This window comes from Amycolatopsis sp. NPDC114478, assembly GCF_055633805.1.
In genome coordinates, this window is sequence record NZ_JBVKDO010000004.1 from 431942 (window position 1) to 444296 (window position 12355).

13 protein-coding genes and 1 other RNA gene are annotated in these 12355 nt (G+C 73.0%); 5 read left to right on the forward strand and 9 right to left on the reverse strand.

Features of this window, described 5'->3' with window-relative positions; translation table 11 throughout:
- Positions 1-43: 43 nt before the first annotated feature.
- Entirely contained in the window at positions 44-1348 is a 1305-nt protein-coding gene (locus tag ACZ7OH_RS14760; RefSeq protein ID WP_470281262.1) for a polysaccharide biosynthesis protein, read from the reverse strand.
- Positions 1349-1356: 8 nt separating this feature from the next.
- Positions 1357-2379 (reverse strand): glycosyltransferase family 2 protein, encoded by a 1023-nt coding sequence (locus tag ACZ7OH_RS14765; RefSeq protein ID WP_470281263.1) that lies wholly within the window; start codon positions 2377-2379, stop codon positions 1357-1359.
- An 84-nt stretch (positions 2380-2463) separates the two neighbouring features.
- On the opposite strand from ACZ7OH_RS14765, the gene ACZ7OH_RS14770 reads away from it, so the two are divergent.
- Positions 2464-3561, forward strand: coding sequence for a UDP-N-acetylglucosamine 2-epimerase (locus ACZ7OH_RS14770; protein WP_470281264.1), 1098 nt, complete (start codon positions 2464-2466; stop codon positions 3559-3561).
- Positions 3562-3619: 58 nt separating this feature from the next.
- Positions 3620-4177, forward strand: coding sequence for a glucosaminidase domain-containing protein (locus ACZ7OH_RS14775; RefSeq protein WP_470281265.1), 558 nt, complete (start codon positions 3620-3622; stop codon positions 4175-4177).
- Here ACZ7OH_RS14775 and ACZ7OH_RS14780 read toward each other — a convergent pair.
- Genes ACZ7OH_RS14780 through ACZ7OH_RS14790 form a run of 3 tightly spaced genes read right to left on the reverse strand, consistent with a single transcriptional unit; the run spans position 4134 to position 5600 of the window.
- A complete protein-coding gene (locus ACZ7OH_RS14780; RefSeq protein ID WP_470281266.1) occupies positions 4134-4649 on the reverse strand; it encodes a hypothetical protein in 516 nt (171 codons plus the stop codon). The two genes, ACZ7OH_RS14775 and ACZ7OH_RS14780, sit on opposite strands and share 44 nt — an antisense overlap.
- Positions 4639-5235, reverse strand: a complete 597-nt coding sequence (gene recR, locus ACZ7OH_RS14785; RefSeq protein ID WP_400896525.1) for a recombination mediator RecR — start codon at positions 5233-5235, stop codon at positions 4639-4641. Before recR ends, ACZ7OH_RS14780 begins: the two co-directional genes overlap by 11 nt.
- 5 nt (positions 5236-5240) lie before the next feature.
- On the reverse strand, positions 5241-5600 hold the full coding sequence (locus ACZ7OH_RS14790; protein ID WP_400896527.1) for a YbaB/EbfC family nucleoid-associated protein: 360 nt from the start codon (positions 5598-5600) through the stop codon (positions 5241-5243).
- 78 nt (positions 5601-5678) lie between these two features.
- Here ACZ7OH_RS14790 and ACZ7OH_RS14795 point away from each other — a divergent pair, with 78 nt between their 5' ends.
- Positions 5679-6530: an N-acetylmuramoyl-L-alanine amidase gene (locus ACZ7OH_RS14795; protein WP_470281267.1), complete on the forward strand. Its 852-nt coding sequence runs from the start codon at positions 5679-5681 to the stop codon at positions 6528-6530.
- Here ACZ7OH_RS14795 and ACZ7OH_RS14800 read toward each other — a convergent pair.
- Positions 6515-6790: a winged helix-turn-helix transcriptional regulator gene (locus tag ACZ7OH_RS14800; protein ID WP_470281268.1), complete on the reverse strand. Its 276-nt coding sequence runs from the start codon at positions 6788-6790 to the stop codon at positions 6515-6517. The two genes, ACZ7OH_RS14795 and ACZ7OH_RS14800, sit on opposite strands and share 16 nt — an antisense overlap.
- Positions 6791-6839: 49 nt before the next feature.
- Here ACZ7OH_RS14800 and ACZ7OH_RS14805 point away from each other — a divergent pair, with 49 nt between their 5' ends.
- Entirely contained in the window at positions 6840-7271 is a 432-nt protein-coding gene (locus tag ACZ7OH_RS14805; RefSeq protein WP_470281269.1) for a TIGR03618 family F420-dependent PPOX class oxidoreductase, read from the forward strand.
- 3 nt (positions 7272-7274) lie between these two features.
- Here ACZ7OH_RS14805 and ACZ7OH_RS14810 read toward each other — a convergent pair whose 3' ends face one another.
- Both ACZ7OH_RS14810 and ACZ7OH_RS14815 read right to left on the reverse strand, forming a co-directional pair.
- Positions 7275-9560, reverse strand: coding sequence for a DNA polymerase III subunit gamma and tau (locus tag ACZ7OH_RS14810; protein ID WP_470281270.1), 2286 nt, complete (start codon positions 9558-9560; stop codon positions 7275-7277).
- A gap of 43 nt (positions 9561-9603) precedes the next feature.
- A complete protein-coding gene (locus ACZ7OH_RS14815) occupies positions 9604-11154 on the reverse strand; it encodes an ALF repeat-containing protein (RefSeq protein WP_470281271.1) in 1551 nt (516 codons plus the stop codon).
- A 55-nt stretch (positions 11155-11209) separates the two neighbouring features.
- On the opposite strand from ACZ7OH_RS14815, the gene ACZ7OH_RS14820 reads away from it, so the two are divergent.
- Positions 11210-12085 carry a spermidine synthase gene (locus tag ACZ7OH_RS14820; protein ID WP_470281272.1) on the forward strand — a complete coding sequence of 292 codons (876 nt, stop codon included), beginning with the start codon at positions 11210-11212 and terminating at the stop codon, positions 12083-12085.
- A gap of 155 nt (positions 12086-12240) precedes the next feature.
- Here ACZ7OH_RS14820 and ffs read toward each other — a convergent pair.
- Positions 12241-12335, reverse strand: an RNA gene (ffs, locus tag ACZ7OH_RS14825) — signal recognition particle sRNA small type.
- Positions 12336-12355 lie beyond the last annotated feature (20 nt).

Here is a 12355-nt window from a genome sequence, read left to right on the forward strand (position 1 = left end):
CTCACCGGCGTTTCACGCCGCCCTGTCCCGGGTCCGGCCGGGGTCACCCTACTGGGACGTCCGGAGCAGGCCGCACGTTGCCCGGGCGCCGCAAGACGAACATCAACACGACCACGAGACCCAGCGTCGGGCCCCCGGCCAGCCCGGCGACCGCCTTGAGGATCGGGTCACCCGGCACGAGCAGCAGCGTCGCGGCGGTGGCGACCGCGACCACGGCCCAGGTGACCAGCACCTTGTTGGCTTCCTTGCGGGCCACCAGCACGGCCGTCATCAGCTGCAGCGCGGTGAGCAGCACCGCACCCCACACCATCCACGCCACCCACCAGCCCTGGGCGACGAAGCCCGAGCCGTAGAGCAGGGAGACCAGCCACGGCCCGATCAGCCAGCCGACCAGCGCGCCGACCACGCCGACGACGATCGTGCCGAGCGCGCCGACCGCGAGGAGCTTCCGCAGCCGGTGCTGCCCGTCCTCGGTGCCGGAAAGCCGGACGACCGTCGGCACGGCGAGCGCCTGCAGCGGGGAGAGCAGCAGCAGCGGCACCCGGGACACGGTGAGCGTCGCGAAGAGGACGCCGACGGCGCGTTCGGACCCGCCGGGCGCGAGCAGGCTCACCATCGCCGGGTAGCCGGTGATGACGCTCGCCGTCAGCGCGGCGCCGGTCAGCAGGACGAGGATCCGGCCGGTCACCGGGCCCCAGCCCTCGCCGTCGGCGTGCGGGTCGACCAGCCCGGAGACCGGCTTGACGAACAGCAGCCAGGCGAACGAGCCCGCCGCGGCCGCGATCGCGTACGACGTCACGCCGGTGAGGCCGGCGGCGGCGATCCCGAACAGCACGAGCACGCGGACCGCGGCCTCGGCCACGACCAGCCAGGAGTACGGCTTGATCCGCTGCTGCCCGACGAGCAGGCCGCGGGCGGCGAACTGGCAGGCGAACGAGATCGCGCCGCAGAGCACGATGACGCCGAGCGCGGCGTTCCCGGCGTAGAGCCGGTCCGACAGCACCGGCACCGCCATCGTCAGCCCGGCGACGACGGCCACGGTCACGGCGCCGACGGTCAGGGCGCGCAGCGCGGGCTTGCCGGCCTTGCCGCCGTCGAGCGCGGCCACCGCGGACTGGCGGGACAGCTCCTGCTCCAGCGGCGACAGCGCGCTGCCGAGGCCCATCAGGATGCCCCAGAACGAGAGGTAGACCTTGCTGTTCTCCGGCCCGAGCCAGCGGGTGGCGAGCAGCGTCAGCACGTAGCCGAGCGCGATCGCGACGAGCAGCGAGACGCCGATCTTCCCGGCCGAGCGCCCGGTTTCCTTCGCCAGGCTGCGCCCGTCGGCCTCGTCGGACTCGTGGGTCACCGGTGAGCTCATCGTCCCCGCCGCCGGCGGGCGCGCACCGCCATGACGAGGCCGCGGACGGCACCGGCACCGAAGCCGGCGCCGAACACCGGGGCCAGCTTCGCGACGGCCTTGGCCTCCGCGTTCGTCGCGCCGAAGCGCGTCACGGCGGCACCGGCCGCGGCCGAACCGGCGGCCGCGAGCACCACGGCCGTCTTCGGCTTCCGCAGCGCCAGGCCGAGGCCCAGCACGCCGACGCCGAACGCGGCGAACAGGCCGTTGCGGGCCGGGCCCGGCGAGCCGAGGTAGGAGTCCACGAAGGTCGTCCCGCGGAAGTAGGCCTGCGCGGCGAACTTCTTGAAGCTGTCGCGCCCGTGGTAGGTCGCGGAGAAGCCCGGAGCGAGGTGGATGCGGTGGCGCTCGGCGATCCAGCGCAGGACACCGGTGTCGTCACTGGCGAAGCGCACGTCGTCGAACAGCGACACGAAAGCGTCCGAAGCTGCCTCGAGAACGCCGCGCGGCGCGGAAAAGAATCCGGTGCCCTTCGGGAAGAGGTCGAACTCCTCGATGCCGAAGGACATCAGGCGCGGGTCGGCGCAGTAGCGGCGCCAGGGAATCTTCACCAGCCCGGCCATGAAACCGGCGTACGGGTTGTTTTCGGAGGCGACGTTGACGTGCCCGTTCCACACCGTGCGCTCGGGGTGGTCGACGAGCTGGTCGCGCAGGAAGGTCAGCGCGCCGTCGTCCACCACGACCCGGCTGTCGAGCAGCAGGATCTGCTCCCCGCCGGCCTTGGCGAGGCCCGCCCGCCGGGCCTCGAACCGGCCCGCGTTGGCCTGGCTGACGACGGTGATGCCGTGGCGTTCGCGCAGCTCGTCGAGCCGCGACGGCGTGGCGTCGGTGCTGCCGTCGTCGACGACGACGACCTCGATCGGCCAGTTGGCCGTCTCGGCCGAGGCGAGCAGCGCGCCGACACTGCGTTCGATCCAGTCCTGCTCGTTGTAGACCGGGATCACGACGCTGAGCGAGGGGAGGAGCGGGTTCGCACTCACCGGGCCGAGGCTACCCGGCGGTCCCGGCGGCGGGTCGGCCAGTATCCTTGCGCCACCGCACCCGACCAGAAATGGGCCTTCACGGTGATTTCCTTCATTCTCGGCACCACCGCGGAACTGATCAAGATCGCGCCCGTCTACCACGGGATCCGCGAGCGCGGGATGCGGCCGAAGATCTGGTTCACCGCGCAGCACGTCGACGAGGTCGCGGACGTCCTCGCGGACTTGAACATGCCGGCGCCCGACGTCTGGCTGGTGCCGGAGGAGAAGGCCCACAACCTCGAGTCGCCGGCGCAGGTGCCGGGCTGGGCGGCGCAGGTCATGCGCACCGCCTGGAGCCGCCGCCACGAGCTGCGTGCCGCGCTGACCGAGGACGGCCGTCCCCCGCTCGTGCTGGTGCACGGCGACACGTTCACCACGCCGTACGGCTCGCTGATCGGTAAGCGGATCCTCAAGTCCCGCGTCGGCCACGTCGAGGCGGGCGCGCGGTCGGGCAGCATCCTGTCGCCGCTGCCCGAGGAGCTCAACCGCAAGATCGCGGCGAAGATCGTCGACATCCACTTCGCGCCGAGCATCCGCGAGGTCAACAACCTCCGCAACGCCCGCGGCGTGGTCGTGGACACCGAGGCGAACACGGCGATCGACGCGATGCGGCTGGCGATCAACCAACCGCTGGACGTGCCGAACCTGCCGGAGAAGTTCGGCCTGGCCACGCTGCACCGCTTCGAGCTGGTCTCGCGCCCGGACAAGTACCGCGAGGCGCTGGAGATCCTGCGCGAGCAGAGCCGCAAGATGCCGATCCTGTACATGGCCGGCGCGCCGGAGCGCGAGAAGATCCGCTCGCTGGGCATCGGGAACATCTTCGACGACCAGTTCATCGTCCAGCCGAAGATGCGCTACCTGAAGTTCCTCCCGCTGGTGGCGCGCGCCGAGTACGTCGTCACCGACTCGGGTGGTCTTTCGGCGGAGTGCTACTACCTCGGCCTGCCGTGCGCGGTGCACCGCGAGCGCACCGAGACGCCGCAGCACCTCGGCGAGACGGTCGTGCTGACCGAAATGCGCGGCGACAAGCTGCAGAACTTCCTCGACACGTACCAGAACCGGCGCGGTGAGTCCTGGATGGACAAGTACCACCCGTCCGAGATCATCGTCGACACGCTGGCGCAGCTCGGCTACTGCTGAGGACCCCGTTGGAGTGATCCCGGTCGCCGCTCGGGCGGCGATCGGGCAGCTTTCGCCCATGATCCACATCGGACTGGTGGCGCTGCTGGCGGTGGTCCCGCCGCCCATCGACCAGACGGCGGTGCGGGACGACGCGCTTTCGTCGGGCTTCCAGGAGGCGTACGTCGGCGAGGCGGGCCCGATCGCGCGGGCGATCCACGCGGCGTACGACATCCCGGCGTCGGTGACGGTGGCGCAGTCGATCCTGGAGTCGAACTGGGGCCGCAGCAAGCTGTCGGTGAACGAGCTGAACTACTTCGGCTTCAAGTGCGTGACGCCGACGAGCCCGGGGCCGATCGCGTTGCGGTGCGCCCGGTACCCGACGACGGAGTGCATTCCGTCGCCGTGCCACCCGGTGGACGCGTTTTTCCGCTCGTACGCGTCGGTTTCCGACTCGTTCCGCGATTACGGACGGCTGTTGACGACGTCATCGAACTACGCGGCGGCGTTGCCGGTGCGGGATGATCCGGACGCGTTCGTCCAGGCGGTGGCGCGGAAGTACGCCACCGACCCGGAGTACGCGAACAAGGTGATCAGGCTGATGGACCTGTACGACCTGCGCCGCTTCGACCGGTGAGCTTGGCGATCTCCTCGTCGTGGAAGCGGCCGGTCAGCTCGCCGAGCTTCTCGAAGAACCCGACCCCGCCCAACGCGAGGGCGGCGAGCAGGTCCTCCTCGCCGGCGACATTGGTCAGGCTCGCGTCTTCGCTGTACGCCACGGTGAGCCGCGCCAGGCCGCCGGGGATCGCCTCGAGCCGGAGTTCGCCGGGCTGGTCGGGCAGGCTCGTCGTGGCCTTGCCCGCCTCGCGGTACCGGGCCACGAGGCCGGCGATGTCGGACCACATCATCACGACCTCGGTGTCGAGCGTGGTGCGGCCGATGACGGCGGGCTCTCCGAACGGCAGCTCGATCGAGCCTTCCACGAGGCCGGACTTCGCGGACCCGGGCAGCTCGGCGCAGTCGGCGATGTCGAGGTACCGCCCCTTCCGCCCCCGCCCGATCAGCAGGAGCGTCCGGATCCGCGGAACCGGACGCCCGTCAAAGGGCACGGCGGCCCGAGAGCGCGCGGCCCAGGGTCAGCTCGTCCGCGAACTCCAGGTCACCGCCCATCGGGAGGCCCGACGCCAGCCGCGTCACGCTCAAGCCCGGGAAGTCCCGCAGCATGCGCACCAAGTACGTCGCCGTCGCCTCGCCCTCCGTGTTGGGGTCGGTGGCGATGATGATCTCCTTGATGTCCGCCTCGCCGATGCGCTTGAGCAGCTCGCGCATCCGCAGCTGCTCCGGCCCGATGCCCGACAACGGGTCGAGCGCGCCGCCCAGGACGTGGTAGCGGCCCTTGAACTCACGCGTCCGCTCGACCGCCAGGACGTCCTTCGGCTCCTCGACCACGCAGATGATCGTGAGGTCGCGGCGCTCGTCGCGGCAGATGCGGCACTTCTGCTGCTCGGAGACGTTGCCGCACACCTCGCAGAACTGCACGCCCTCCTTGACCTTGCCGAGCACGTCCTGCAGCCGCGCGATGTCGGCCGGGTCGGTGGCCAGCAGGTGGAACGCGATCCGCTGGGCGCTCTTCGGCCCGACCCCGGGCAGCCGCCCGAGCTCGTCGATCAGGTCCTGGACGACACCTTCGTACAAGTTCGTCAGCCGCCGAAGCCGAGGCTGCCGAGGTCCGGCATGCCGCCACCGCCGCCGAGGCCACCGGCCAGCGGGCCGAGCTTCTGCTCGGTGAGCTTCTGCGCGCTCGCCGACGCGTCGCGGACCGCCGCCACGATCAGGTCGGACAGCGTCTCGACGTCGTCCGGGTCGACGACCTTCGGGTCGATCTTGAGGCTCTTCAGCTGGCTGTCACCGGAGACGGTCGCGGTGACCAGCCCGCCGCCGGCGCTGCCGGTGACCTCGGTGTTGGCGAGCTCTTCCTGGGCCTCGACGAGCTTCTGCTGCATCTGCTGCGCCTGCTGCATAAGCTGGGAAATGTCGAAGCCGCCGCCGGGTTGCGCCATGGTTCGCTCGATCCTCTCTGCACGCCTGTGTCATCCACCAGGGTAGTCGCGCCACGCGGGGCGCCGGGCTGTGGCACCGTGGTCGCCGTGCGACGCGCGATTGTCCCCCTCCTGCTGGCCGGTGCCCTGCTGCTCACCGGGTGCTCCGGCGACGTCCCGGCGGCGCCTGCCTCTTTGACGACCAGGACGGTGACGCCCACGACCGTGACGTCCACTCCGCCGGGTTCTTCGGCTTCGGTCGCGCCGCCGTCTTCGTCGGTCGCCGCGCCGCCGGTCGCGTCCGGGAAGGTCGTCGTGCTGGACCCCGGGCACAACGGCGGGAACGCCGCGCACCCGGCCGAGATCAACCGGCAGGTACCCGCGGGCCGCGGGCAGACCAAGCCGTGCAACACCACGGGCACCGCGACCAACGCCGGCTACCCCGAGCACGCCTTCACCTGGGACGTCGCGCAGCGCGTCGGAAAAGCGTTGGCGGCCAAGGGAATCCGCGTCGTCTACACGCGACAGGACGACAGCGGCGTCGGCCCCTGCGTCGACCGCCGGGCGGCGATCGGCAACGAGGCGAACGCCGACGCGGTCGTCTCGATCCACGCGGACGGCTCGACCGCGGCGGGCGCGAACGGCTTCCACGTGGCGTACTCGTCACCGCCGTTGAACGCGGCGCAGGGCGAGCCGTCGACGAGGCTGGCGCAGGTGGTCCGGGACACGCTGCGCACGGACGGCTTCAGCACGTCGAACTACATCGGCGGCGACGGCCTGTCGGCGCGAGCGGACCTGGCCGGGCTGAACCTGTCGACGCGCCCGGCGGCGCTGGTGGAGTGCGGCAACATGCGCAACGCGGCGGAGGCGGCCCGGATGACGAGCCCGGAGGGACGCCAGCAGTACGCGTCCGCGATCGCGGCGGCGATCGAGGCCTACCTGGCGTCCTGAGCCGCGACGACGGCGTCGCCGTTGACCGTGGCCCACTTCGTGAGGACGCCGATCGGCTCGACGAGGGTCTGCCCGAGCTCGGTCAGGCGGTACTCGACGCGGGGCGGCGCCTCGGCGTACGCGCGGCGGTCGACGAGGCCGTAGCCCTGGAGCTTGCGCAACGTCTGGGTGAGGACCTTGCGGGAGATGTCGGCGATGATCTCGATCGCCAGCCGGGCCGGGCAGTCGGCGAGGAAGACGTCGCGGGAGAAGTCACCCATGGGAACCAAGGTACCCAGCAGTACCTTTCGGGTTCCTAGGCTCGGGAGCATGGAACTCCCCGAAAGCTGCCACCGCCTCTTCGAGCGGCCGTTCAACGCCGTGCTGACGACGATCAACCCGGACGGCTCGCCGCAGACCTCGATGGTCTGGGCCAGCCGCGAGGGCGACGAGATCGTGATGGGCATGGAGGGGCGGCGGCCCAAGGTGCGCAACATCCGCCGCGACCCGCGGGTGACCGTGCTCATCGAGGACCACGACGGGCACGACGCGCGCGGGCTGCCGCAGTACCTGCTGGTCCGGGGGACGGCCCGGGTCGTCGGCCCGGACATCGCCGACGAGTTCACGGCCTTGATGGACCGGCAGGCTCAGCGGTACCTCGGCGTGCCGAAGTACCTGCTGGGCAACCAGGGCTCGCCGACCGCGGTGATCGTGCGGATCACCGCGGACCGGGTGACGGGCATCGGCCCCTGGGCGGCGTGACCGTCAGTCCAGGGGGCGGGCGCCGAGGTGGTCCGCGAGGAGCTTGCGGGCGACCTCGTCCGGGTCCTGGTCCGGCGGCGGTGGGGGCGGCGGCGGGGCCGGGCTGGCGTCCTCGTTGTAGAGGTCTTCGTCGTCCTCGTCGGCGGGTTCCGGGGGCAGCGGGATGTCCGGCTCGGCGGTGGTCACCTTCGGCCGCGCCGGCGCGGCGGCGACCGGGGCGGGCGCGGGCCGTTCCGGCGCCGGTGCGGGCGCCGCGGCGGCGGCCGTCGACTGCCGGGTGAACGATCGTTCCGGCGCGGGCGCGGCCTGCTGCGTCCGGGCGGCGGGGGCGGCCGAGGCGTTGCCGTGGACGCAGCGGACCCGCCAGTCGCCACCCAGGACGTCGGTCAGCGCGCCGGCGATCTTCTGCGCGTTGTCCTGGTCGGACAGCCGGCGGGCCAGCGGTTCGGACTTGTGGGTGAGGGTGACGGCGTTCCCGTCGACGCTCGCGACCGTGGCCTGGGTGAGCATCGCCTCGAGGCTCCGCCCGCCGGTGAACTTGCGCAGGGCGGTCATGAGCTGCGGCCAGACGTTCCGGATCGCGGCGGCATCGAACCCGCCGGACGCCGCGGGGGCGCTGGGTTCGGCCGCGGCGGGCGGTTCCGCCGCCGGGGCGGGCGTACCGCCGCCGGGAGTGCGCGGGGATCCCCAACCGCCATCGGCGGACTGGGCCGCGGGGGCCTGTCCCGCCGGCGCCTGGGTGCCGCCGTCCGGGGTACGCGGAGTTCCCCAGCCACCATCGGCAGGCTGGGTCGCGGGGGCCTGCTCCGCCGGGGCCGGGGTGCCGCCGCCCGGGGTACGCGGAGTTCCCCAACCACCATCGGCAGGCTGGGTCGCCGGAGCCGCCGCAGCGGGCTGCGCGGCCGGGGTGCGCGGGGTTCCCCGCCCTCCATCAGCGGACTGACCCGGCGCGGCGCTGGGCCCGGCCGCCGCGGCTGGGGCGGGTGCCGGCCGTGCGGCCGGTTCCGGAGCCGCCACCGGCGCCGGGCCGGCCGAACCCGCGCGCTGCGACGGCCGGGAAAACTCCTTCTCCGGCGCCGCTCGCAGCGGGGGCTCCACGCCACCCTCCGCCGGCGCGCCACCGCCGCCGGCCAGCGTCGCCCGGCGCTCCAGCCGTTCGAGCCTCGCCAAGAGCGCGTTCTCCGCCTCCGTCACCGACGGCAGTAGCATCCGCGCGCACAACAGTTCGAGCACCAGCCGCGGCGAAGTCGCGCCGCGCATCTCCAGAAGTCCATTGTGGACGATGTCCGCGTACCGGGACAGCGTCGCCAGGCCGATGCGTTCCGCCTGCGCCACCATCCGGGTCAGCTCTTCCTCCGGCGCGGACACCAGCCCGCCCGCGGAGTCCGGCACCGCGCGCAGCAGCACCAGGTCGCGCAGGCGATCGAGCAGGTCCGTCGCGAACCGGCGCGGGTCGTGACCCGCCTCCGCGAGCTTCTCCACCGTCGAGAAGACCGTCGCGGCGTCCTCCGTCGACAGCGCGTCGACCATGTCGTCGATCAGCGCGACGTCCGTGACGCCCAGCAGCGCCACCGCGCGCGAGTACGAGACGCCGTCCGGGCCCGCGCCCGCCAGCAGCTGGTCCAGCACCGACTGCGTGTCACGCGCCGAGCCGCCGCCCGCGCGGATGACCAGCGGGTACACCGACGGCTCGACCTCGACGCCCTCCGCGGCGATGTTGCGCTCCAGCAGCGCGCGCATCGAGCTCGGCGGGATCAGCCGGAACGGGTAGTGGTGCGTGCGCGAGCGGATGGTGGTCAGCACCTTGTCCGGCTCGGTCGTCGCGAAGATGAAGATGACGTGCTCGGGCGGCTCTTCCACGATCTTCAGCAGGGCGTTGAAGCCCTGCGTGGTGACCATGTGCGCCTCGTCGATGATGAACACCCGGTACCGCGACTCGGCCGGCGCGTAGAACGCCTTGTCCCGCAGCTCGCGGGCGTCGTCGACACCACCGTGGCTCGCCGCGTCCAGCTCCGTGACGTCGACGCTGCCCGAGCCCTCCGGCGCAAGCGCCTTGCACGAGTTGCACTCGCCGCACGGGTCCGGCGTCGGCCCCTTCACGCAGTTCAGCGAGCGCGCCATGATGCGCGCGCTCGACGTCTTCCCGCAGCCGCGTGGACCGGAGAAGAGGTAGGCGTGGTTGATCCGCCCGGCGGACAACGCCGTGCGGAGGGGTTCGGTCACATGCTCCTGCCCGACGACCTCGGCGAAGGTTGCCGGACGGTACTTGCGGTACAGCGCGAGAGCCACGTCGCGAGGGTACCGGGCACCACCGACAACCTTCGCCGTGCGGTCAGGGCAGCTGCGCGAGGAGCGCGTTCACCTTGGCGACGTGCTCCGCGGTGAAGGCGTCACGCGCCCGCGCCTTGCCCAGTTCGCCGTCCAGGTACGGCTGCAGGTACGACTCCGGGCCGTCCAGGACGCCCTGCGCGACCGCGGTGACCTCCGGGCCCTCCGACAGCGTCTGCGCCACCCGGATCCGCAGGTCGTGCGTCCGCGCGACGTACTGGCCGGTGGCCAGGAACGCCCGGACGTCGGCGACGGTGCCGTCCAGCGCCTGCTGCGCCGCCGACTTCGTCGCGGGACCGCCGGCCGCCATGATCTGGTTGACCTCGACGCGGTCATCGGTGTCGCGGCCCGGGTAGTCCCGCGTGCGCAGCAGCGCGGCGACACCGGCGTACGGCCCGGCGAGCGCGTCGCGGGCGGCCTGCCGCAGCCCGGGGCGGGCCGTGGGATCGGCCGCGATCGCCGCGACGGCGGCGCGGTCGTCGGACTCCTGCGCGACGGCGAGCCCGCCGCGCACGAAGGTGACGACGTCGTCGTCCGTGCCGCTCAGCGCGGTGCGGGCGGCGTTCTTGACGGCGGCGCCGCCGGTGCGCAGCAGGTAGACCGACGCGCGACGGCCGTTCGGCACGGTCAGCGCCGGGTCGACCGCGTCGGCGAGCAGCTTGTCGTTGTCGGCCTTGGCCTGCGCCGCGCGGGCGGCGGCGTCACGCGCCTGCTGCGCGGCGTCGGCGGCCGCGGCCGCCGCGACCTGGGCGTCGTGCTGGGCCGCGGACTGCTGGGCGGCGAGCCGGTCGGTGTTCGCCTGACGCGCGGCCGAAGCGAGCTTCCGGGCCCGCTCCTCGGCGAGCCGCACGATGAGCGGGTGGTGGGCGGCCGCGCCGGCCTTGGCGCCGTCGAGCTGTCCCTGGACCGCGGCGAGCTCGGCGTCCCCGTTCGCGGCGACCTGCCGCCAGACGGAGAGGAAGTACCGGACGTCGGCCGGGGTGCCGTCGAGCGCGGTCTGCGCGGCGGCCTGGACCTCGGGTCCGCCGGCGGCGAGCGCCTGGTTCGTGGTGATGCGGTCGTCGGTGTCGCGCGCCTGTTGCAGGCCGGTCTCGAGGAACGCCCGGACGTCGGCGGGCGTGCCGTCGAGCGCCTTCTGGGCGCGTGCGTTCACGACCGGGCCACCGGTGCTCATGGCCTGGCCGACGGCGATGCGGTCGTCGGCGATGCGCGCTTGGGCGAGGCCGGTGGCCAGGAAGGCGCGGACGTCCTCGATGGTGCCGTCGAGCGCCTGCTGCGCCGCGCGCTTGGTGGCCGGGCCGCCGGTCGACAGCGTCTGGGTCACCCGGACCCGGTCGTCGTCGTCCTGGGCCCGCTGGCGGCCGGTGGCCAGGAAGGTCTGCAGGTCGGCCGGGCTGCCGAGCAAGGCCGCCTCGGCGGCTCTGGCGACGCCGGGCCCACCGGTTTCCAGGTACCCCACGGCCTGGGCCCGGTCGGGCAGCGCGTCCGCGGCCGCCGGCGTCGCGAAGACACCGGCGGCGAGCGCCGCGGCGACGATTACTGCGTTTGCACGCAAGGAAATCCCCCTCGATCGATGATCGTTCCGTCCCCTTATCGCGCGGCCGGGCGGAATGTTTCCGATACGCTCCGATTTCGTGAGTCGTTCGCGGAAGCCCGGTCCGGTGCCCGGGCGGTACCCGGTCCGGTTCGGGACGGCGGAGCTGCTGCGCGACGCCGACCGCGGCAACGCCTGGCTGGTGTCGGTGGACGGCGTCGCCCAGTCGTACGTCGACCTCGACGACCCGGCCCACCTGGAGTTCGACTACGTCCGGCGCTTCGGCGACGTCGTGGACCACCTGCCGCCGGGTCCCCTCGACGCGCTGCACATCGGCGGCGCGGCCTGCACTTTGCCGCGGTACGTGGCGGCGACGCGCCCGGGTTCGCGGCAGCTGGTGTTCGACGCGGACGGCGAGCTGGTGGAGCTGGTCCGCGCCCAGCTCGGGCTGCGGGTGCCGGGCCTGCGCGTCCGCGTCACGGACGGCCGGGCCGGCCTGGCGACCCGCCGCGCGGAAACGGCGGACCTGGCGGTGGTGGACGCGTTCGAGCGCGCGACGCTGGCGGGCGGTCTGGCGACGGTGGAGGCGACGAGCGCGATCGCGACGATCCTGCGCCCGCCGGGGATCTACCTGGCCAACATCACGGACGGCTCGGGATTGCCGTTCGCCCGTCGTTTCCTGGCGACGCTGCGCGAGGTGTTCCCGGAGGTCCTGCTGCTGGCGGACCCGGCGGTGCTGAAGGGCCGCCGGTTCGGCAACTTGGTGTTCGCGGCATCGGCATCGCCGCTGCCGACGGCGGAGCTGGCCCGCCGGACGGCGTCGGCGGCGTTCCCGACGAGGTGCGTGGAGGGCGCGGAGCTGCGCAAGCTGGCGGGAAGGGCGACCCCGATCACGGACGAGGACCGGCCGCCGTCGCCGCAGCCCCCGGACGACGTGCTGGGCCTGTTCTAGGAGGCCGGCAGACCGACAACCCGCGAGGACGGCCGCGGCAGACCCGCAGACCCGCGAGGGAGGCACCGTGGGGGTCCGGGGGCTCGGCCCCCGGGTGAAAGGACGAAGTGAAGGGCCCGGCGAAGGGGCGAAGCCCCGAGAGCCGGAGCCCGAAAAGAAGGGGACCCCGCGCACCCGTCAGAGCCTGCTTATCCTTGCTGCCTTCCGGCCCTGGGGAGGTTCACAGGGTGGACGCCGCGCGGGGTCCGTGGATCAGTGTACCCAAGGGCC

Excerpts from the sequence above, each read along its gene's own strand:
- ACZ7OH_RS14775 (WP_470281265.1), top strand. The coding sequence starts at position 3,620 with ATGATCCACATCGGACTGGTGGCGCTGCTGGCGGTGGTCCCGCCGCCC.
- ACZ7OH_RS14820 (WP_470281272.1), top strand. The coding sequence starts at position 11,210 with ATGTTTCCGATACGCTCCGATTTCGTGAGTCGTTCGCGGAAGCCCGGT.
- ACZ7OH_RS14805 (WP_470281269.1), top strand. The coding sequence starts at position 6,840 with ATGGAACTCCCCGAAAGCTGCCACCGCCTCTTCGAGCGGCCGTTCAAC.
- ACZ7OH_RS14800 (WP_470281268.1), bottom strand. The coding sequence starts at position 6,790 with ATGGGTGACTTCTCCCGCGACGTCTTCCTCGCCGACTGCCCGGCCCGG.
- ACZ7OH_RS14790 (WP_400896527.1), bottom strand. The coding sequence starts at position 5,600 with ATGGCGCAACCCGGCGGCGGCTTCGACATTTCCCAGCTTATGCAGCAG.